The 21,625-nt window shown below is 53.3% G+C and carries 15 protein-coding genes and 1 pseudogene; 12 read left to right on the top strand and 4 right to left on the bottom strand.

Annotated features, from left to right (window positions below; translation table 11 throughout):
- Nucleotides 1-76: 76 nt before the first annotated feature.
- The 3 genes from AACU55_RS16605 to AACU55_RS16595 all read left to right on the top strand — a co-directional run bounded on the left by AACU55_RS16605 (nt 77) and on the right by AACU55_RS16595 (nt 3,035).
- Nucleotides 77-1,012, top strand: a complete 936-nt coding sequence (locus AACU55_RS16605; RefSeq protein WP_013575378.1) for a LysR family transcriptional regulator — start codon at nt 77-79, stop codon at nt 1,010-1,012.
- A gap of 78 nt (nt 1,013-1,090) precedes the next feature.
- Nucleotides 1,091-2,074, top strand: a complete 984-nt coding sequence (gene zntB, locus AACU55_RS16600; protein WP_013575379.1) for a zinc transporter ZntB — start codon at nt 1,091-1,093, stop codon at nt 2,072-2,074.
- A gap of 283 nt (nt 2,075-2,357) precedes the next feature.
- A complete protein-coding gene (locus AACU55_RS16595) occupies nt 2,358-3,035 on the top strand; it encodes a hypothetical protein (protein WP_134705789.1) in 678 nt (225 codons plus the stop codon).
- Nucleotides 3,036-3,094: 59 nt separating this feature from the next.
- Here the strand turns inward: AACU55_RS16595 and ttcA are convergent, their stop codons facing one another.
- Nucleotides 3,095-4,030, bottom strand: a complete 936-nt coding sequence (gene ttcA, locus AACU55_RS16590) for a tRNA 2-thiocytidine(32) synthetase TtcA (protein ID WP_112152468.1) — start codon at nt 4,028-4,030, stop codon at nt 3,095-3,097.
- A 103-nt stretch (nt 4,031-4,133) separates the two neighbouring features.
- A pseudogene (locus tag AACU55_RS16585) lies at nt 4,134-4,310 on the bottom strand (site-specific integrase); the annotation flags it as partial.
- Between the two features lie 261 nt (nt 4,311-4,571).
- Here AACU55_RS16585 and AACU55_RS16580 point away from each other — a divergent pair.
- On the top strand, nt 4,572-4,805 hold the full coding sequence (locus tag AACU55_RS16580) for a YgdI/YgdR family lipoprotein (protein ID WP_126124855.1): 234 nt from the start codon (nt 4,572-4,574) through the stop codon (nt 4,803-4,805).
- Nucleotides 4,806-4,837: 32 nt separating this feature from the next.
- On the top strand, nt 4,838-5,080 hold the full coding sequence (locus tag AACU55_RS16575) for a YgdI/YgdR family lipoprotein (protein ID WP_013575383.1): 243 nt from the start codon (nt 4,838-4,840) through the stop codon (nt 5,078-5,080).
- A 117-nt stretch (nt 5,081-5,197) separates the two neighbouring features.
- On the opposite strand, the gene AACU55_RS16570 is transcribed toward AACU55_RS16575, so the two are convergent.
- Nucleotides 5,198-6,997: a sodium:solute symporter family transporter gene (locus AACU55_RS16570; protein WP_134705788.1), complete on the bottom strand. Its 1,800-nt coding sequence runs from the start codon at nt 6,995-6,997 to the stop codon at nt 5,198-5,200.
- A 257-nt stretch (nt 6,998-7,254) separates the two neighbouring features.
- Between AACU55_RS16570 and AACU55_RS16565 the strand changes: the two genes are divergently transcribed.
- The 7 genes from AACU55_RS16565 to AACU55_RS16535 all read left to right on the top strand — a co-directional run bounded on the left by AACU55_RS16565 (nt 7,255) and on the right by AACU55_RS16535 (nt 17,555).
- Complete coding sequence (locus tag AACU55_RS16565; RefSeq protein WP_134705787.1) at nt 7,255-8,598, top strand: alginate lyase family protein; 1,344 nt, start codon at nt 7,255-7,257, stop codon at nt 8,596-8,598.
- Nucleotides 8,595-10,733: a heparinase II/III domain-containing protein gene (locus AACU55_RS16560; protein WP_134705786.1), complete on the top strand. Its 2,139-nt coding sequence runs from the start codon at nt 8,595-8,597 to the stop codon at nt 10,731-10,733. Before AACU55_RS16565 ends, AACU55_RS16560 begins: the two co-directional genes overlap by 4 nt.
- 10 nt (nt 10,734-10,743) lie before the next feature.
- Nucleotides 10,744-11,520 (top strand): SDR family NAD(P)-dependent oxidoreductase, encoded by a 777-nt coding sequence (locus AACU55_RS16555; RefSeq protein WP_013575387.1) that lies wholly within the window; start codon nt 10,744-10,746, stop codon nt 11,518-11,520.
- Nucleotides 11,521-11,614: 94 nt separating this feature from the next.
- Nucleotides 11,615-12,325 (top strand): FadR/GntR family transcriptional regulator, encoded by a 711-nt coding sequence (locus AACU55_RS16550; protein WP_013575388.1) that lies wholly within the window; start codon nt 11,615-11,617, stop codon nt 12,323-12,325.
- 252 nt (nt 12,326-12,577) lie between these two features.
- Complete coding sequence (locus AACU55_RS16545) at nt 12,578-13,444, top strand: helix-turn-helix domain-containing protein (protein WP_134705785.1); 867 nt, start codon at nt 12,578-12,580, stop codon at nt 13,442-13,444.
- 107 nt (nt 13,445-13,551) lie between these two features.
- Nucleotides 13,552-14,850 (top strand): MFS transporter, encoded by a 1,299-nt coding sequence (locus tag AACU55_RS16540; protein WP_134705784.1) that lies wholly within the window; start codon nt 13,552-13,554, stop codon nt 14,848-14,850.
- A gap of 47 nt (nt 14,851-14,897) precedes the next feature.
- Nucleotides 14,898-17,555, top strand: a complete 2,658-nt coding sequence (locus AACU55_RS16535; protein WP_134705783.1) for a glycoside hydrolase family 78 protein — start codon at nt 14,898-14,900, stop codon at nt 17,553-17,555.
- 179 nt (nt 17,556-17,734) lie between these two features.
- Here AACU55_RS16535 and nifJ read toward each other — a convergent pair whose 3' ends face one another.
- Nucleotides 17,735-21,265, bottom strand: coding sequence for a pyruvate:ferredoxin (flavodoxin) oxidoreductase (gene nifJ, locus AACU55_RS16530; protein WP_134705782.1), 3,531 nt, complete (start codon nt 21,263-21,265; stop codon nt 17,735-17,737).
- Nucleotides 21,266-21,625: the final 360 nt, after the last annotated feature.

The following is a 21,625-nucleotide window of genomic DNA, read 5'->3' as shown; positions in this document are numbered from 1 at the left end:
GCGTGGAATGCATTCTTCACCCGAATGGTTATAAGTGGTAGCCTGCAGAAAGGTAAAACTGTTATACGTGAGGCGTATGAATACACCCGTCACCAGCGGTATTGACCGTATCGACCTGATGCAAACTTTTGTGCGTATTGTGGAAAGCGGCAGTTTGTCTGCGGCTGCGGCGCAACTGAGCACCAGCCAGCCGACCGTCAGTCGCCGTTTGCAGTCACTCGAGCGCCTGCTGGGCGCGAAACTTATCCTGCGCACCACCCACGCGATGAAGCTCACCGACGACGGCCAGCGGTGTTATGAGCAGGCAAAATTATTACTCGAACGCTGGGTCTCGCTGGAAGATCAACTAAGCGGGGCGGGTGATGAACCGGTGGGGACCCTGCGGGTGCGTGCGCCGCATGCGTTCGGGCAGGACCAGCTGATCGCGCCGCTGACCCGTTATTTACAGCGATACCCGAATCTTTCCGTCGACTGGATGCTGAATGACCGCACGCCGGACTTCATTTCTGAAGATATTGACTGCGCCATTCAGGTGGGGAATGTTGCCGATCCGTCGATGGTGGCCATTTTGCTGGCCGAGGTGCCACGTATTGTGGTGGCGACGCCGGAACTGCTGCGGCAGCATCCGGTTACCCGGGTCAGCGAACTGGCAAAATTACCCTGGATTTCTTTCAGCACGTATTACCGCAACGAATTTACGCTAAAACATGACAATGACGGCAGAATGGAAAGTTGCAACATTGCGCCGCGTATGGCGACTGACAGTTTATACGCCATGCGTAAGGCCGCGTTGTCGGGATTAGGGGCGGGCATTGTGTCTGCGTGGATCGTCAAAGAAGACATCGCCGAAGGACGTTTACAGCGCGTATTACCCGGCTGGAACGCCTTGCCGCTGCCGGTTTATCTGGTCTATCCGTATTCCAGTTATTATCCGGCGCGCTTGCGCAAATTCCTCGAAATGATGCGCGGCGTGATGCCTGAACTGGCCGAAATGCAGACACCCGGCGGGTAGAAACACTCGGTTATGTCGCGAAACTGAGGGACTTAGCGCTAAACTTAAAACAGATAACGAAGAAAAGCGAGGAATGTCGTGGAAGTCATTAAGGGAAAAGAACTACAGGTTTCGGATGCCGTTTATGCTTTCCAGATGGACGGACAGGGCGGCGTGAACGATATCAGTCCGCTATGTGTCGCCAGTGAAGATAAACCCTGCTGGTTGCATCTTGATTACACGCTTCCTGCCAGCGAACAGTGGATCAACAGTACGCCGGTGTTACCGGATACCGTGCGCGAGGCACTGGCCGGTGACAGCGTCCGCCCGAAAGTTATGCGCGTAGGCGAGGGCACGCTGATCACCTTGCGCAGTATCAATCTTAATGCGGATGCGCGGCCCGATCAGCTGGTCACCATCCGCGTCTACCTCACCGATAAAATGATTGTCTCCACGCGGCACCGGAAAGTGTTTTCCATGGAAGAAATGATCGGGGATATGAAGCAAGGCAGCGGGCCGAGGAATACCGGACGCTGGCTGGTGGAAATTTGTGATGCGCTGACCGATCACACCAGTAATTTCATTGAAGATCTGCACGATAAAATTATCGATATTGAAGATGATTTGATGGAGCAGCAGGTGCCGGAGCGGGGTGCGATGGCGTTGCTGCGCAAACAGCTTATCGTTTTACGTCGCTATATGGCGCCGCAGCGCGATGTGTTCTCCCGCCTTGCCAGTGAACGCCTGCCGTGGATGAATGACGATGACCGCCGTCTGATGCAGGAAATTTCCGATCGGCTGGGGCGCGGACTGGATGATCTGGATGCCAGCATTGCGCGTACTGCCGTACTCTCGGATGAAATCAGCTCACTGTTGGCCGATTCACTGAACCGCCGTACTTACACCATGTCGCTGCTGGCGATGGTCTTCCTGCCTGCGACGTTCCTGACCGGTCTGTTCGGTGTCAATCTGGGCGGTATTCCCGGCAATACCTCGCCGTTTGGTTTCGGGATTTTCTGTGCCTGTCTGCTGGCGCTGGGCGGTGGTGTCGCACTGTGGATGAAAAAAAGCCGGTGGCTGTAGAGCATTAACTGGCTGAAAAAAAGCCAAAAAAAAGCCGGTCATAAGACCGGCGTCGTTCGAATTAAATTGTGCTATGCATTAATTCTAAAAATTTGGAAATAAGACAATATGGAGCACAACGCCCATCGCTTGACGTTGCATTCACCTGCGGAATAGATACTGCACCGATTCAGCCATTCTAATGTTGATTTCGCTCAATCTTTTTTAAGGTTTCTCCCCTGCGGAAGGCCTGTACAGGCATTTTTGCTTGCCTGCCTTATTTTCGACATAACAGGAGATTGCTGTGCATACCCGGGAAATGATTCATCAGGCGTATGAAAATACGACCACTAAAACATCCGGCATCTGGAAAAACCACCGCGACACGGGCGAAATCCGCACTGAGCCTTTTTATCACCCGACGCGGCTTGCCATCACCAGCGGTCATCGCGCAGGTCCCCGGATGGCGGGGTTACTGGAAGACTTAGCCACCGCTGCGCAAGGGGATCCGCTGGCCGATGTGGCGCGGGTTAACGGCATGCATTTCACTTTTTTCGCCATCACGCAGGCGCTGTATGACCGCCCTGAAGACGCGGAAGGCCTCGCGGATCTGATCAGCATTTTTGAACAGTATTGCCGTGGCCATGTTATGCAGATCAGCGATTTGCGGCTGGTGGCTTTACCGGATCAGCTTCTGCTGGCGGGATTTCCGGACGCGGAAAGTTTGCGGGTGAGACAGGCGCTGGTTGAGCATCTGCTGAATACGCCGTGGGCAGCCAGGATCAGAGAGCGATTCCCCAACACGGAAATCCCGCAAGTCTTCTGGCACAGCACCTTGCTGCGTTACAGCGCGCAATATCTGCCTGAATCGCTGCGTGTCTGGTTCCATGAAAACCGGCAGAAAGACTTTGGCTCGCTGAGTTTGCCGGTGAACCTTGTCATGACTAATTACAACTGGACGGAGACGTTCACACTAGCCTGATAAACAAAAAGCCCGCATTGCGCGGGCTATAAGATTCACAGTGAACGCTGCGCGGGAGATTATTTAATTTCCAGCACGTTCAGACGCTCAACCGGCACCGCCGCTTCATCTTCATCCGGCTGCCAGCCAACCGGCTGCATCGGAATATCTTCACGGTCAAACGCCAGATCTCCACCGTCGACTACGGCATCGCCATGACGGATCCCTTTAAAATCGAACAGATTCATGTCATTGAGATGCGAAGGCACCACATTTTGCATCGCGCTGAACATGGTCTCAATGCGGCCAGGATATTTTTTATCCCAGTCTTTCAGCATGTCGCCGATAACCTGACGTTGCAGGTTTGGCTGCGAGCCGCACAGGTTACAAGGGATAATCGGGTATTCGCGCGCAATCGCAAAACGTTCGATATCTTTCTCGCGGCAGTACGCCAGCGGACGGATCACGATGTGTTTACCGTCGTCGCTCATCAGTTTTGGTGGCATTCCTTTCAGCTTGCCGCCGTAGAACATGTTGAGGAACAAGGTTTGCAGAATGTCATCGCGGTGATGGCCGAGAGCAATCTTGGTACAACCCAGTTCCGTCGCGGTGCGGTACAAAATCCCGCGGCGCAGACGTGAACACAGGGAACAGGTCGTTTTGCCTTCCGGGATTTTATCTTTGACGATGGAATAGGTGTCTTCGGTGACAATCTTATATTCCACACCCAGCGCGTCTAAATACTCAGGCAGGATGTGTGCCGGAAACCCCGGTTGTTTCTGGTCAAGATTGACCGCCACCAGTGAAAAATTCACCGGCGCGCTTTGTTGCAGGTTGCGCAAAATTTCGAGCATGGTGTAGCTGTCTTTTCCGCCGGAAAGACAAACCATAATGCGATCACCTTCTTCGATCATACCGAAGTCAGCAATTGCTTTCCCAACGTCACGGCGCAGGCGCTTTTGTAACTTGTTGAGGTTGTACTGATCTTTTTTATTAACTAATTGATTATCTGACATTTTTTGATGTTCGATTCGTCTGGTGGCGCAGCAGGGAAAACCTGCAACGCGAGTTTCTTGTTCAGCATACCGGTCGGGTCGCTTTCATGCTCCAACTGCCGATGATAAAAGGCGGGTTTGTTCCCGCAGTCAGCATCCGGCATGCGTTCGTGTGGCGCGTATGATACGGATTACGCCGTGAAATGTCAGCGCGTTTTATAGCAGCATTCCGGCATGCTCCGATTGGGGAAAGGGAGTTGCAGGTCTGGAAGAAGAGGCGACCCTTATTTTCGGTGTCATAACGACAAATAAACTTTCAGATGTTCATGAGTATTTTCGGTCATCTCCGGCCAAGAATCGGCAAATTTTTCAGGCAACAGTTTAGGTTATTTTACCTGTCCGCAGAGGGGAAGCGGGGTTGTTTAAGGAATTTTGTGCCTTGAATGACACACCTGTGATGAACGTACGGGGCAAATACAGATGTTTCTCAATGAACAAGCTGAAATGCTAACTATGCTTACTAAACGCATTGTTAAATCAGAATCACTTTCAGGAGAGAAGTATGAACAGGAAAAACCTTATTGCCGCGTCACTTGCCGCTGTATCCGTTCTTTTTGTCGCAGGTTGCGCGTCTAATCAGGCGATTAAAACTACGGACGGGAAAACCATCGTCACAGACGGTAAACCTCAGGTAGATGACGATACCGGTCTGGTGTCTTATAAAAATGCCGAGACGGGTAAAACCGAGCAGATCAATCGTGACCAGGTCAAAAATATGAGTGAACTGGATAACTGATTTATCCGGAAATTCTGACAAAGGAGAGAATGATGAACAGGAATTTATTGCCTCAAAAAATGCTTTTACCTTTAGCCGCTATCCTGTGTGTCGCAGCGCTGTCTGGCTGTACCCGCACGAGTTATGCGATTCAGACCAATGATGCGCGAACCATCATCAGCGACGGTAAACCGAAAGAAGCAGATTCCGGTCTGCTGGAATATACCGACGCCAATGGTGTGAAACAGCAAATCAGCAAAACTGAAGTGAAACAGGTAACAGAACTTCCGAAGTAAATCCGGTGCGTAATCTTTTTTTGTCTGATATTAAAACCCGCTGCTAAAGCGGGTTTTTTATGAGCGGAATACAGCAAACCGTTGCCCAAAATCTCTGCATTGGTTCTCTCATTGCCCCTATCTTTGCGACGTCACCACATTGCGTTTTAATGCTTTTTTGGCCAGTGCGGCTTTCATGCCTTTTTCTGCGCTGCGGTGCAATATCCAGCCGAACAGCAGAACTGCCAGGGCGCACAGCAGGAACATGAGCCGTCCCCACAACGGATTCGGCACCAGCACCATCAGCAGCAACCCCGCGCCCATGTACATCGAAATACGGCCGATTTTATCGCGCTGCAGGCGGTCAAACTCATCTTGTTCATGGTCGGCATAGACGGGTGTCTCCATGTCAGAAAAGAACTGCTGGCGCTGAGTTTCCCGCACCGTATCGGACTCGCGATAGAACAGGGTGGTCAGACAGAAGAACCCGCCGGTAAACACCATGTGCGCAAAGATATTCCACATGATCGCTACATCCAGCAGCTCACGTGCCGTCAGGGTGATCCCCAGCAGACGGGCGACATCCGGCGCGGTGAACAGGTTCGCCACCACATAAGACACGCATAATCCGAATAATACGGTGACCCATGCCGCCCAGTCCGGCGTTTTACGGATAAACACACCGAGGAACAGCGGCACCACAATCGGTGCCTGCATCAGCGTACCGACTTTCATCATCAGGTCGAACAGGCTGACTGTCTGCATAGTGTGCATGTATTGCGCCACCAGAATGACCAGTACGCCATTCACCACGCAGGCAATCTGGCCGACGCGCAACTGATATTTGTCGCTGCGTTCACTGTCGCGGTTAATGACCGGCGTCCAGAAGCTGCGTACAAAAATCCCGGAATTACGGTTCAGTGCGCAATCCATAGAAGACATGGTGGCGGCGAACAGTCCGGCCATCAGCAGGCCGACGGTACCCACCGGCATGGCGCGTTCTGCAAAAATCAGATACACCGCATCGGTCGCGTTTTTGCCCAGTTCCGGATGCGCGGTTGCCGCGTCAGGATAAAGGATCGCCACCGCCCACGGCGGAATGAACCAGATAATCGTACCGACCAGCATCAGCACTAACGCGAACAATGCCGCCTTTTTGGCATTGAAACTGTCTTTTGCATTCAGGAAGCGGTAGGAATCCTGCAGGTTATTGATGCTCTGCACATTCTTGATAAAGAAGAACAGGAAACAGGCCACCAGCAGGGAAATATAATGCGGGCCAACGTCAGGGCCGGTAATGAAGCCGGAAGGAAATTCCGTCACCAGTTTCACCGGGCCGCCGACTTTAAATAACGCCACCACTGCGCAGGCAATGGAAATAATCGCCACCACCAGCGTCTGCACAAAATCACTGGCGACCACGCCCCACGCCCCACTCAGCAGCGAAATCACCAGCACCACGATGCCCGTCACCCACAGCGTCAGAGTGATGTCATGCCGGAATACCGCGCTGGCAAACACCGCCAGGCTGTTCAGCCATACGCCGGCGCTGAGAATGCTCAGCGGAATGATCATCCAGGTGAAAAACTGTTCGTTACCTTTGCCAAAGCGATGGTTGATTGCCTCGGTTGCGGTATCAACACGCAACTGGCGGAAGCGGGCGGCAAACCACCACCAGGCGATCAGATAGCCGAACACGTTACCGGCAAACACGCTGACGACATTGAAACCGTAGCGGTAAGCCTGACCGGCCGCACCGGTAAATGTCCAGGCGCTGAACTGGATCATAAAGGCGGTCGCGCCGACCATCCACCAGAGCATTCGCCCGCCGCCGCGGAAATAGTGGCTCGAGGAGCCGGACGCCATTTTTTTGAAGGCATAACTGATGGCAATCATTAAGACGAAGTAACCGATCATGACCAGAACGTTGATATCCATTGTCGTTACTCTCTTGTTTGTAGGGTGAGATGTTTTTTGGTTATGTATTGAGCAAGCGTAGAAGAGGGAATTGAAATTAAAAGTCGGACAAATAAGAAATGCTTAGTTTGTTATTAAATTGTGATTCTGGTCACTTGTTTGGCCTAATATCGGCTTTTAAGTCAATTCTGGCTGGCGAAAATGAAGGTTCATTGCTTTATTAGTATGACTAAAGCGTGAAATCTCAACGGGGAAATGGCGCGGAGCCGGGAGAATACATGACGTTAATGCTGTGCAGTAATGGAAAAGGAGTGACGGCCAGCCTGGTGCTGTTGCTGACGCTGATGACGGGTTCTGCCGGTGCACTGGCTGCGGAACCGGCATTTTTGAATACGGCGCAAATGGCTGTTGTCCGCCAGCAACTGCATGATCACCGTGCGGCACCGCAAACGGCGGAGGCGTATCAGCACTTGCTGGCCGCGGCGGATTCCGCGCTGAACAAGCCTGAACTGAGCGTGACCGACAAAGGCATGACGCCGCCGGGAGGCTCGAAGCATGATTATCTCAGCCTGAGTGCGTACTGGTGGCCGGACGACAGCACACCCGACGGGCTGCCGTGGGTGCGCAGGGACGGTCATGTAAATCCCGCCAGTAAAAACGACCAGAGTGATGGCGTGCGGCTGGCCGATTTTACCGCACGGGTGCAGAACCTGACGCTGGCGTGGTATTTCTCCGGCGAACAGAAATACGCCGATAAAGCCGCCAGCCTGCTGCGCACCTGGTTTATCAACCCGGAAACGCGCATGAACCCGAATCTGAATTATGCGCAGGGTGTGCCGGGCATTTCGCCGGGGCGCAACGCCGGTGTGCTGGATGGCCGCTATTTCTCCACCCGAATTGTCGATTCGTTAGTGCTGTTGCGCGGAAATCCGGCCTGGACGGATAACGACGAACAGCAAATGCGGGCGTGGATGCAGGATTATCTGCAGTGGTTGCAGGGCAGTAAAATCGCGAAAAAAGAAGGGCGAACGGAGAACAATCACGGTAACTGGTATGTGACACAAGTCTCCGGTATTGCCTGGTATCTGGGCGATAAAGCGCTGACTGGCGACATGGCGAAGCTGATGAAAAGCAAGCTGGATGTGCAACTCAAACCCGATGGCACGCAGCCCGCCGAGCTGGCGCGCACGCGTTCGTTTCATTACAGCTACTTCAATTTGCAGGCAATCAGCATGATGGCGGTGCTGGCGCAGAAAAACGGCATTGACCTCTGGCATTACAAAACACCACAAGGCGGCAGCGTGCTGACCTCGCTGGATTTCATGGCGCGCTTTACCGATCCGTCAGTGCCCTGGCCATACAAGTCACTGGATCAGATCCGTGTGCGTCCGGTGCCGTTGCTGTCCTGGGCGGATAACGCTACGGGTGAAAACCGTTACGAACAATACATCCGCAGCGCGAAATTCACCTTGCCGCCAGCGGTGAAACCGGCTTCCGGCGGATACCACGAAGACGTGACCCGTGGCGCGGTGATGGAGGCCGAACGCGAAACCTGGCTGCTGTCATTGCCATCGTTTGCGGCGGGATATGTCGCGCCACAGCCTCAGGAGATGCATAAATGAATCACTGGCAGCCGTTGCAGATAAGCGCTGACGAAGCGGATGAACTGCGCGGGCAGATTAATGCAGATTCTCCTTTGGGTGCGGCGCTGCGTGCGCAAATCACCACGCTGGAAAACATGCTCGTGCAGCCGCTGACGATTCCCGGTCACGGCGAGGCCGGTGGCCCTGAGCATACGCAGCACAAGCAAAACTATCTGGGAATCAATCTGGCGGGGCGTTTAGCGCTGATCACCGGTGAGCCACGTTATGGCGATTACGCGCTGGCGCTGCTGACCGGTTATGCCGATATTTATCCCTCGCTGGGCAGCGCGACCAGCAAAGACAGCAATGCGCCCGGTCGTTTGTTCCATCAGACCCTGAATGAAAATATGTTCTGGCTGTACGCCGTCGAAGGCTACCACTGTGTGATGCCATTGCTTAACGCGGCTCAGCGGGAACATATCGAAACTAACCTGTTTCAGGTGATGGCAGATGATGCGCTGAACCGGCATACCCGTGATTTCGATATCGTGCATAACCACGGTATCTGGTCGGTGGCCGCGGCGGCGATCAGTGGTTATGTGCTGGACGATACATCGCTGGTAGAAAAAGCCTTATATGGCCTGAAAGGCGACAGTGAAAGTGGCGGATTCTTTGCCCAGCTCAGCCAGCTTTTTTCGCCGGACGGTTATTATATCGAAGGGCCGTATTACCACCGCTTTGCGTTGCGCCCGTTGTTACTGCTGGCAGAGGCCATTGAACGGCGTCAGCCGGATTTACAGATTTATCAGTTCCGTGAGCAGATTATCCGTAAAACCTGTGAAGCCCTGATGCAGACCGCATTCCCCGACGGCGTCTGGCCTGCGCTGAATGATTCCTCTAAAACCATCAATATCCGTGATGACGGCGCGGTGATCGCCGCCAGCGTCTGCTATTCCCGCTATGGCCACAATCCGCAGTGGATCGCTGTCGCACAACAACAGCAAACGGTGTGGGTGAGTGCGGCCGCGCTGAAACTCTCTGCTGCCCTGAAAAAAGCCCCGGCAACGCCCGTGGACTGGGGCAGCGCAGAACTGCGCGATGGCCCGCAAGGCACGCACGGCGGCATCGGGATTTTACGCAGTGACGCAGAAAATCAGGACATGGCGCTGATGTGGTACGGCCAGCACGGCAGCATTCCCCGCCTGCATTCGGCGCTCAATCACGGCCACTTTGACGGCCTGCATCTTAGCCTGTTCAGCGGCGGACGCGAGTTCCTGCGTGATTACGGCTTTGGCCGCTGGGTCAACGTCGAGCCTAAATTCGGTGGCCGCTACATTCCTGAAAACAATAGTTACTGCAAGCAGACCGTCGCGCACAACACCGTGGTGGTTGACGGGCAAAGCCAGAATGGCGGCAACAGTCTTGAAGCCGAAACACGCTGGGGCGAACCGCATTTCTTCGTCACGGGTAATCCGGCCTGTCAGGGGATGAGTGCGCGGCTTAATGATTATTATCCGGGGGTGAACCAGCAACGGACGGTGCTGATGTTGAGCCTGCCGGAACTGTCTTCGCCGCTGATCGTGGATGTGTTCCGGCTTACCAGCCATGAGCCGCACCAGTACGATTATTGCCTGCATCATCTCGGTCAGTTTGTCCGCACTGATGCCGTTCTTGATGCTGCCAGCCAGCTGACACCACTCGGAACAGGTAACGGCTATCAACATTTATGGGATTGCGCGAGGGCTGATATTGCGGCGGGAGATTCGGCCTTATTCAGCTGGCTTGACGGCGACAGTTACCGCACCCTGGTCAGCGCCTTTCCCGACGGTGGCGAACTGATTGTCGCCCGCACCGGTGCCAGCGATCCGAATTTTAACCTGCGTAATGAACCCGCTTTACTGCTGCGAACCCGGGGAGCAAACGCCATTTTCGCCAGCGTGTTTGAAACCCACGGCTATTTTGATGAAGCCAGCGAAACGTCCCTTGACGCGCGCGGCAAGGTCGAACGCGTCAGCGTGGTCAGCCATGACGACGTGCAAACCGAACTGAATATTTACTTTGCCGCCAACCGGACACTGAACGTCCGCATCAGCAACCGCACCGCACCGGCTGCGGAAGATGCGTTCAGCGTGGCGTGGCAATCCGTTTCACCTCTGAACATCCCTGAATCATAAAGGAGTCACTATGTTTAACGATTTGAAAGGTCAGCGTGTTTTGATCACCGGCTCAACCAAAGGTATCGGGCTGGCGGCGGCGCAGGCATTTGCCGCAGCGGGCGCAAAAGTCGGGATTAACGGCCATCGTCATGATGCCAGCCTGGACAAACTGGCGGCTGATATCGCTAAGAACGGCGGCGAAGTAGCCTATTTTGGTGCGGATGTGACGAAGTCGGCCGAGTGCGAAGCGCTGGTGGCGAGTTTTGTCGAACGCTTTGGTGGCATTGATGTGCTGATTAATAACGCGGGCGGCCTGGGCGGACGTCAGGGGCTGGAAAGCATTGACGATGATTTTTATGACCATGTGATGGATCTCAATGCCCGCTCGGCGCTGATGGTCACAAAATTTGCTATTCCGCATCTGCGTCACGCGGCGAAACAGAGCGGTAAAACCACATCGGTGATCAGCACCGGTTCGATTGCCGGACGCGAAGGCGGCGGGCCGGGTGCCAGTCTCTACGCCGCCTCAAAAGCCTGGCTGCACAATGTGCACCGCAACTGGGTGAAAGAATTCACCCGGGACAATATCCGCTTTAACGTGATCGCGCCGGGCACCATCGACACCGTTTTTCACGCGGATAAAAGCGCAGAAGTGCGTGAAAAAATCGCCGGTTCCATCGCCATGGGCCGTTTCGGCACCGCTGAAGAACTGGCACCGTCGTACCTGTTTTTCGCCTCGCACGCCTGCAGTGGTTACATCACCGGCCAGATTCTGGATGTGAATGGCGGCCAGATGGCGCCGTAGCGCACAGTTCGGGTGTTTCAGTGTGGCGGGGGCATGCAGCGCGCCGCCACCTGAACTATGATGTCGGCAATCTGCACAGGAAAAAGGGAAGAGCATGACGATGCAGTTTGAAACCGCCGCAGGCATGACCCGTGGCCTGAATACCCATATCGCCCGCGACATCGCCCGCAAAATTCTTTCGGGCGAACTGGCATCAGGCGCGATACTGCCGAGTGAAATCGAGCTGGGCGAACAGTTTGGCGTCAGCCGTACTGCGTTGCGTGAAGCGCTGAAACTGCTGACCTCCAAGGGATTACTGGAGTCGCGGCCAAAAATCGGCACCCGCGTGAAAGAGCGTCCGCAATGGAACATGCTGGATCCGCAGTTGCTGGAATGGATGCAGGGCATGGAAGCGACGGAAGATATTTATCACCAGTTTCTGGAATTTCGCAAAGCGATTGAACCGCACGCCACCGCGCTGGCGGCGGTGAACGCCAGTAAAGAGCAACGCATTGAACTCTCAAGAATTTATCGCCAGATGTGTCATGTAGCCGAAAACTTCGATGCACAACATTGGGTCGATATCGATACGCAGTTCCACCGGATGATTTTCATTTCCTCCGGAAACTGTTTTTACGTGCCGTTCGGCAACGTGCTGACCACCATTTTCAAATGGTTCTTTGAGTATTCCTCAAAAGAAGGGGGCATGTGCCTCAGTGAACATAAACGTATTTACGAAGCGATCATGGCCGGTGACGAAGGTGCGGCATTTTCTGCCTCGCTGAGTCTGATGAAAGGGCATAAGCACCGGTTGCATCAGACATAACGTTCAGCAAAACCGTTTCATGCCGTTCCTCCCGATGCGCAGATCTCTCTGCGCATTTTTTATGTCTGATGATCCTCAAATGAGCTCACTGATACAAAAATGAAACAAACGTCACGGGCGGTTACGCCCCAGTGCCAGTGGGTTATATAGACTTGTCATAATTATTACGGTCTAATCATTTTATCAGGACATAATATTTTATGGCGCAGAGTGATTAACGATATTTATTTTAGTTATTAACCCGGTGAATATATGAAAATACTCAAGGTCAGTGATTTCTTTCTCTCGGAACATCATGCTTTCAGTTTATTCGATATGAATCGCCAGTCGATGGAAGATGTACACGGGCATGAGTTTGATGAGCTGGTTATTGTCCGCAACGGCAGCGGATTTCATATAATCAACGACCAGGCAGAATTTATTCATAAAGGCGATTTTTTCATCGTCAGCGCTCATGATGTCCATTGTTATGAATCCACCAATAAGCTGTCAATTACTAATATTTTGCTCCATAAAGAGCGCCCGTTTTATTTTCTCAATAACATTGGACAACTGACGGCGGGGATCAAAGATTATACTGCCTCGATAAAAAAGCGGCGTGCAGGATTAACGGACGGGGAACTGACGAAAGTTATTGAGCTGACCGATAAAATCACCCGGCAAAGTGATGCCTGTTATGACAACGCCTACTTTGCCACAGCAGAGTCTTATTTATTTTCGATGATGGTCATCCTGTACCAGTGTGCGACCCGCAAGGAATGCCGGGCCAGCCCGACAGATTCCGGCAAGCGACATCTGCTGAATTATTTACGCGAGAATTACACATGCAGCATCAACTGGGATTATTTATGTGAAGAAAGTGGTGTGGCAAAAAGAACGATGTTCAGATTTATAAAAGAGATGACAGGATTTACACCTGAAAAATTTCAGCAGCGTTACCGTCTGTTAAAAACACAGGAATTATTGCGTACCTCAGATTTAACTGTCGGGAAAATAGCCACCGTGTGCGGTTTTTCCACCCCATCACGTCTGACGGAAGCCTATAAAAAAGAGTTTCACAGAACACCCTCTCAGGAACGAATGAGAGTCAGTAACAGTGTGATTAAAACGCGCTATTAAAACAAAATTCAATAATAAGAATTATTAATATAAAACCATAACAGCACTAATAATTCAGGATAACTCACGGACTTTTTTATTCACCATTACCTCTGAAGGACATTATTATGTCAACCACTAAACAACCTAATCCCTGGTACGTCGGGGTGGTTTCCGGCATGGCGTCATATATTGATTCAGCCGCGATTGTTTCAAACGGAACGGCCCTGGTTATTTATCAGAAAACGATAGGGACAACATCAGCTCAGATAGGCATACTTTCCGGCATATTAACCCTGAGCATTGCACTGGGTGCATTTCTGGGCGGCAGAATGGGGGATTGTTATGGCCGACGCAAAGTGTTTATTGTCACCATGGCAATGATCATTATCGGTACGCTGCTGCTGGCATTCGGCAATACCTTTCCGGTGCTGCTGGCTGGCACATTGTTGGTCGGGTTAGCTACCGGTGCAGACTTACCGGTATCACTGGCGACCATTGCTGAAGCGGCGACGGATAAAAATCGCGGGAAAATTATCGGATTGTCGAATCTGCTGTGGTTTTTGGGGATTGGCACCACGATGGCAATTTCTGCCATGGTGGGCGACTGGGGAAGGCCCGGTGCGCAGATTATGTATCTGCATGTCTGCGTGGTGGCCGTCGTTCTGCTGGCGTTGCGCTGGACGATCCCGGAGTCGCCTTTATGGCTGATTGCCCGAAACGAAAGGCGTGCAGGCATTGTCACGGTGCGTGCGCAGAAAGCGTCGTTTAAAGATCTTATCCACGGGAAATATCTGTGGCCGTTTATTGCGTTGTGCCTGTTCTATACTTTTACCAATCTTGCAGCGAATACCGGCGGTCAGTTTGGGACTTATATTGCAGTTAACGTAGTGGGTATTTCCGTCGGGCAACACTCGCTGTGGAACCTGCTGACCATGCCGGTCGGGGTATTTGCCGGGATCATGTTTATGCGCTTTGTCGATACACCGAAACGTATCCCCGCGTTTATTATGGGGGCATTTTGTTTTGCGGGAGGATTCTTCCTGCCGGTAGTATTTAACTTTTCACCCGTATCCTGGTTCTGTTGTTTGTTCTTTACCGCGATAGGCAGCGGTCTGGCCTTCGAAGGGATAATGAAAGTCTGGTCGCAGGAATCCTTCCCGACCATGCTCCGGTCTACAGCACAAGGTATTATCGTCGCTATTTCCCGGTTGTTATGCGGTGTGCTGGCATTCATTACGCCACTGCTGCTTGATGCCGGTCCGCTGGTATTGTATTTCATCTTATCCTCTACGGTGGCTTCCGGTTTATTGATCGGCTGGATCTGTTTCCACGGCAAGCAAAGGAATGAATTTAACAGCGAAGCCGGTACGGTTATTAAAGAACCGGCAACGGAATATCCGGCATCCGCTATAAAGCAAATCTAGTTGTTTAGTTTACCGCTCAGACAACATTACACGAGGAGTAAGGCATTATGCTCGCAGTAATCAGACTTACAGTAAATCAGGAATCTGCATTGCACGGTGTGCAGGAACTGCCTGTATTAGGCTGGGAAATTGAAAGCCATAACAGAAATGTCCGGCAAACTGCTTACCGGATCCAGATCAGCCAGGATCAGAATTTTGATAATATCCTGCTTCGCGGTGAATGGCAGGAAAGCGAACGTTCAAATAATGTTTCCCTGACGGAATTAATGCTCACATCCTCGCAGCATTATTTTATCCGTGTACAGGTACGCGATAATTATGACGAAACCAGTGCCTGGAGTTCACCTGCGGAGATGATTTCCGGCGTGCTGTATAGCCATGAATGGCTGGCTGATTTTATTACCGCCGAAACGTCGGCAGATAAAGACAATTCCGGCGCAACATTATTGCGAAAACCTTTTGTTCTGAACCGTGCGGAAGATATTCAGTCTGCCTTTATTCATGTCAGTGCACTCGGACTTTATGAATTACATCTCAACGGTCATAAAGTCGGAGAAGATGCCCTGACGCCAGGCTGGACGAGTTATCACCATCATTTACTTTATCAGACTTATGATGTGACGGGACATCTGGAAAAAGGCGAAAACGTTATTGGCGCTATTGTCGGTGCGGGCTGGTACAAAGGTGATATGGGCTTCAGCCGTCATCGCAATTATTATGGTGAACGGAGCGCGCTTATTTCCCAACTGGTCATTAATTATAACGATGGCTCGCATGAAATTGTGGTCAGCGATGAAAGCTGGAAAGGGCAGGATTCCGCCATTCTGTTTTCAGAAATCTATGACGGCGAAACTTACGATGCGCGCAGGGAAATCCCCGGCTGGTGCGTGAAAGGTTTCGCAGAGAAGGGATGGCGTCCGGTCAGTCTGGCGACGCATGAAAAATCCACACTGGTGGCGCAGGGAAGCAACAGGGTCAGGAAAATGGGAGAAATTAAGCCTGTTGCGCTGCTCACCACGCCGCAGGGTGACACCGTCATTGATTTTGGCCAGAATCTCAGTGGCTGGGTAGAGTTTACGGTCAGCGGCAAAGCGGGCGATAAAGTCGTGTTACGCCACTTTGAAGTGCTGGACGCAGAGGGCAATGTGTATCTCGATAATCTGCGTTCTGCCCGACAGCGCACTGAATATGTGCTCAAAGGTAAGGGCGAAGAAACCTGGCATCCGCACTTCACCTGGCAAGGTTTCCGCTTTGTGAAAGTTGAGGAATATCCTGCACAGTTGGATCTGAATAACTTCACCGCCATTGTTTTGCATTCCGATATGGAGCAGACCGGGTCTTTTGCCTGTTCAAACCCGGATCTGAATCAGTTACACCACAATATTCTGTGGGGGCTGAAAGGTAACTTTGTCGATGTGCCGACGGACTGCCCGCAACGTGACGAGCGGCTTGGCTGGACGGGGGATGCGCAGATTTTTTGCCGTACGGCGAGTTATCTGATGCAAACCCGCAATTTCTTCGCCAAATGGCTGACCGATCTTCGTTATGACCAGACGGCTGAAGGCGGTGTGCCGCACGTTATCCCGGATATCCTGACCGGTTACTGTGGCCAGGACCGCCTGTTGTCTGAAGGCGGAACCCATTCTGCCTCGGCCTGGGCGGATGCCGCGGTGATCAACCCGTGGACAATGTACCTGATGTATGGCGATACCAACGTGCTGGAAAACCAGTATGCCAGCATGAAAGGCTGGATTGATTTCATGACCGCGCATGCGGAAAATCACATCTGGCATTACAAATTACAGTTTGGTGACTGGGTGGCGCTGGATGCCAAAGAGGGCAGTTATTTCGGTGCTACCCCAAACGACCTGACCTGCACGGCGTATTACGCTTATTCCACGCAATTGTTCGCCAAAGCCGCCAAAGCGCTGAATCGTACTGAAGACTATCAACATTACACTGCCTTGCATCAGGCGATTGTCCGTCGTTTTCAGGAGGAGTTCTTTACGCCATCGGGTCGTCTGGCGGCCAGAACGCAAACCGCGCATATTCTGGCACTGTACTTCAATCTGGTCCCTGACGAATTCCGCCAGCGCACCACCGATACGCTGGTTGAATTGCTCAACGAGCACGACGGGCATCTGGTGACCGGCTTCGTCGGCACGCCGTATTTCTGTCACGCACTCAGCCAGAATGGCCGCACTAAAGAAGCCTGGAATTTACTGCTGAAAGAGGATTTCCCTTCGTGGCTGTATCAGGTGAAAGCCGGTGCCACCACTGTCTGGGAACACTGGGACGGCATCAAACCGGACGGCAGCATGTGGAGCGCGGACATGAATTCCTTCAATCACTACGCTTACGGTGCGGTGGGGGAATGGCTCTACCGCGTGGCGGCAGGGATTGAAGCTGATGAGGAACAGCCCGGATTCAAACACGTCATCATCAAACCGCAGACCGGCGGCGGCCTGAGCTGGCTGGATACCCGCTATCAGTCAATCTATGGTGCGATTGGCGTACGCTGGGAAGTGAGTGATCAGCAGGTGATTCTTAAGGTCAGTATTCCGGCCAATACCACCGCCACACTTGTCCTGACGGACGGTCAAAGCTTGCAGGAAGCGGACGGGATTGATTTTGTGCGCTGCGCTGACGGGTATACCGCTGAGGTGGGATCGGGGGAATATCGGGTGGAATACCGGTTAGTTTAGTGAGGTCGCTTGTTTGCTCCTCCCCCTGCGAAGGGGGAGGTCGGGAGGGGGTTTAGCAGACAAAACGGCCGTCAAAGCACAGGTTAACTTTTTGATTTGTCTGTGATACCCCACCCCAACCCTCCCCTTCGCAGGGGAGGGAGCCGACCGCATTTTTTCTCAACGCACAGTTTAAAAACTCAAGACTCCGGCTCGGTCTTCTTCCCCGCCAGCATGGCTAAAAAGTCATATTTAGCCTGTAACTCTTTCTCTGCCGCCGCATACAACATCTCTGCTACTTCCGGCTGTTGGGAGTTCAGCCTTCTGAACCGTTGTTCATTATTGAGCGTATCGGTCAGCCCGCTGGAAGGCGGTCTTGAATCCAGGGCCAGTGCCGGTTTGCCTTCTTCGACACGACGCGGATCGAAGCGGTACAGTGGCCAGAAACCGGTGGTAGTCAGTTGTTTCATCTGGTCGTGACTGAGCGCCAGATCATAGCCGTGTTCCTCGCACGGGCTGTACGCGATAATCAGTGACGGCCCCGGATAAGCTTCGGCTTCCTGAATGGCTTTGACGGTCTGGTTAAGCTGCGCGCCGAGTGAAATCTGCGCCACATACACATGACCGTACATCATCATGCTCACTCCCAGGTCTTTGCGTGATTTGCGTTTTCCCTGTTCTGCGAATTTCGTGACGGCACCGAGCGGAGTCGCTTTCGACTGCTGTCCGCCGGTGTTGGAATAACACTGGGTATCGAGCACCAGCACGTTGACGTTTTCGGTCAGGCTTAAGACGTGATCCAGTCCGCCGAAACCAATGTCATACGCCCAGCCGTCACCGCCAATCAGCCAGATGGATTTATCCACCAGATAATCGGCGTCGGTGGCCAGCTGACGCGCCTCCGGCGTGTCGATGTCTGCCAGAATGTTACGCAGCGCCGTGACATGCCCGCGTTTCACTTCCGGCGTGGACGTTTCATCGCGCAGGCCACCGAGGACGTCCGCCGGAATATGTTCCGCCAGCGATGCAACCAGACGCAGCACGCGGCGGCGGTGCTGATCCACCGTCAGGCGAAAGCCCAGCCCGAACTCGGCGTTGTCTTCAAACAGTGAATTTGCCCATGCCGGACCGCGACCTTCGGCGTTAGTGGTGTACGGCGTTGAAGGCAGATTACCGCCATAAATAGACGAACAGCCGGTGGCATTGGCGATCAGCAAACGGTCGCCATAAAGCTGGGTCAGCAGTTTGATGTAAGGCGTTTCGCCACACCCGGAGCAGGCACCGGAATACTCAAACAGCGGGGTGATCAGCTGAGACGTGCGGATATCAATGCGTTCCAGCGTGGTTTTATCAATCTCCGGCAGTTTGAGGAAGAAATCGTAATTGGCGCGTTCTTCTTCCAGATGTTCGATGCGATCCGCCATATTAATGGCCTTGATGGACGGATCCTGACGGTCTTTCGCCGGACACACTTCAACGCACAGATTACAGCCGGTGCAGTCTTCCGGTGCGACCTGCAACACGTACTTCTGACCGCGCATGTCGCGGGATTTCACATCCAGCGATTGCAGGGCAGACGGCGCATCTGCCATAAATTCCGGCTGAACCACTTTGGCGCGGATCGCCGAGTGCGGACAGGCGGCGACGCAATGATTGCACTGGGTACACAAATCCGGTTTCCAGATCGGCACTTCTTCGGCAATGTTGCGTTTTTCCCATTGCGTGGTGCCGGTCGGCCAGGTGCCGTCCGGCGGGAACGCGGAAACTGGCAGGGCATCGCCAAGACCGGCCAGCATGGTCGCGGTGACAGTTTTGACGAAATCCGGTGCCGCGTCGGAAACAATCGGCGGGCGTTTGCGCGGATTTTCAGGGATCGCCTGCAGCGGCACGGAGACCAGTTCTTCCAGCGTAGCGGCCAGCGCCATCCAGTTGCGGGTGACGATCTCTTCGCCTTTGCTGCGGTAACTGCGGGCAATCGCGCCCTGCAACTCTGTCAGCGCCTGTTCACCCGGCAGGATTTGCGTCAGGTGGAAGAACGCCATCTGCATGACGGTGTTAATGCGCGCGCCGAGTTTGCATTCGCGGGCAATTTTGGCAGCGTTAATCACATAGAAACGGGCTTCGCGCTGGATAAGTGTCGCCTGCACTTCCAGCGGTAAACGCGCCCAGACTTCATCAGCGCTGAACGGCGCATTGAGCAGGAAAATCCCGCCCGGACGCAGGCGTTCTGCCATCTGATACAGGTCGATAAACTGCCACTGATGACAGGCAACGAAATGCGCCTGACTCACCAGATAAGCAGATTTGATCGGTTTTTCACTGACGCGCAGATGCGACACCGTCAGGCCACCGGCCTTTTTGGAGTCGTAGACAAAATAACCCTGCGCATACATCGGCGTGCTGTTGCCGATAATTTTGATATTGTTTTTGGTGGCCGATACCGAACCGTCGCTGCCCAGGCCGTAGAACAGGGCCTCGAGCGACGCGTGCTGCGGCAACGCTTCTTCCACCACCGGCAGGGAAAGGCCGGTGACGTCGTCATAAATGCCGACGGTAAAGCGCGGACGCGGCTGGCTGAGCGACAGTTCGCGGAACACCGACAGCACGCAATCCGGCCCGAATTCTTTCGAGGATAATCCGTAACGACCACCGCTCACTTTCGGCAGTGAATCGCGTTCGCCACGGGAATAGGCTTCGGCCAGCGCGGTCATCACGTCGAGGTATAACGGTTCAGCCAGCGCGCCCGGCTCTTTGGTGCGATCCATCACCGCGATGCTTTTCACACTTTGTGGCAGCACGGACAGCAAATGTCCGGCGCTGAACGGACGGTACAGCCGCACCTTCAGCACGCCGACTTTTTCGCCACGGGCATTCAGGGTTTCAATCACTTCTTCGGCGGTGCCGATGCCGGAACCCATCAGCACAATCACCCGTTCGGCTTGCGGATCGCCAACATATTCGAAGGGCTTATATTCACGGCCAGTCAGGACGGCAAAAGCATTCATCGCATCAATGACGTGCTGGCAGGTGGCGTTGTAATACGGATTGGTGGCTTCGCGGGACTGGAAATAAGTGTCCGGGTTGGCGGAGGTGCCGCGGATCACCGGATGGTCCGGCGACAGAGCACGGGCGCGATGCGCGTCAATCTGCGCCTGCGGCAACATCTGCTGGAGCGTGTCATCACTGAGCGGGGCAATTTTGTTGATTTCGTGCGAGGTCCGGAAACCGTCGAAGAAATGAATAAACGGCACGCGACTGTTGAGACTGGCAACCTGAGAAATCAGCGCGAAATCCTGCGCTTCCTGCACGCTGGCGGCAGAGAGCAGGGCGCAACCGGTCTGGCGTACGGCCATCACATCCGAATGATCGCCAAAAATGGACAGCGCGTGGGTAGCTACGGTGCGCGCAGCAACATGCAGCACGAACGGCGTCAGTTCACCGGCCAGCTTGTACAGCGTCGGGATCATCAGCAACAGACCCTGAGACGAGGTGAACGAGGTCGACAGTGCGCCGGTCTGCAACGCGCCATGCACGGTGGAAATCGCACCGGCTTCCGACTGCATTTCCATTACCGTCGGGACATCGCCCCACAAATTTTTCTTCCCTTCGCCTGACCAGGCACCGGCAATTTCGGCCATGGTTGAACTGGGGGTGATCGGGTAGATAGCAATCACTTCGTTGGTACGATAAGCCACGGAAGCGACTGCATTATTACCATCAGTGGTGATCATGGAATACCTTTTTTGCTTTGCTCACAATGGCAGCCAGCGGAAAAGTCGGTTGCTGGCGGGAATGTTAAAAGCTTAGCAGAGGGCGGATTAATCGATTTATCCTGATTGTGTGCAGGGCTATTTCGGCTGATATTTTAAGCGGTTACTGAATAACCCAAGGCACTGGGATTATTATTAGCTGCCGTGCAGAAGCCGGTTCGGGACAGCGGCTAAATAGGGGCGTGAAGGGCGCGCGCGTGATGATTAATGAATATCTTTCGACAAATTCAGTCAGCATATAAGCGCCTTATCATTATATTTTCCCGCGAATGCAGCGGGAAAAGCGGTTAATTACTGTTGGTTTTATGCGTTAAAGAAATA

The organism is Rahnella sp. CJA17(1/100) (assembly GCF_963881615.1).
In the GTDB taxonomy this organism is placed as follows: domain Bacteria; phylum Pseudomonadota; class Gammaproteobacteria; order Enterobacterales; family Enterobacteriaceae; genus Rahnella; species Rahnella aceris.
This window is presented reverse-complemented; position numbering and strand designations above follow the sequence as displayed.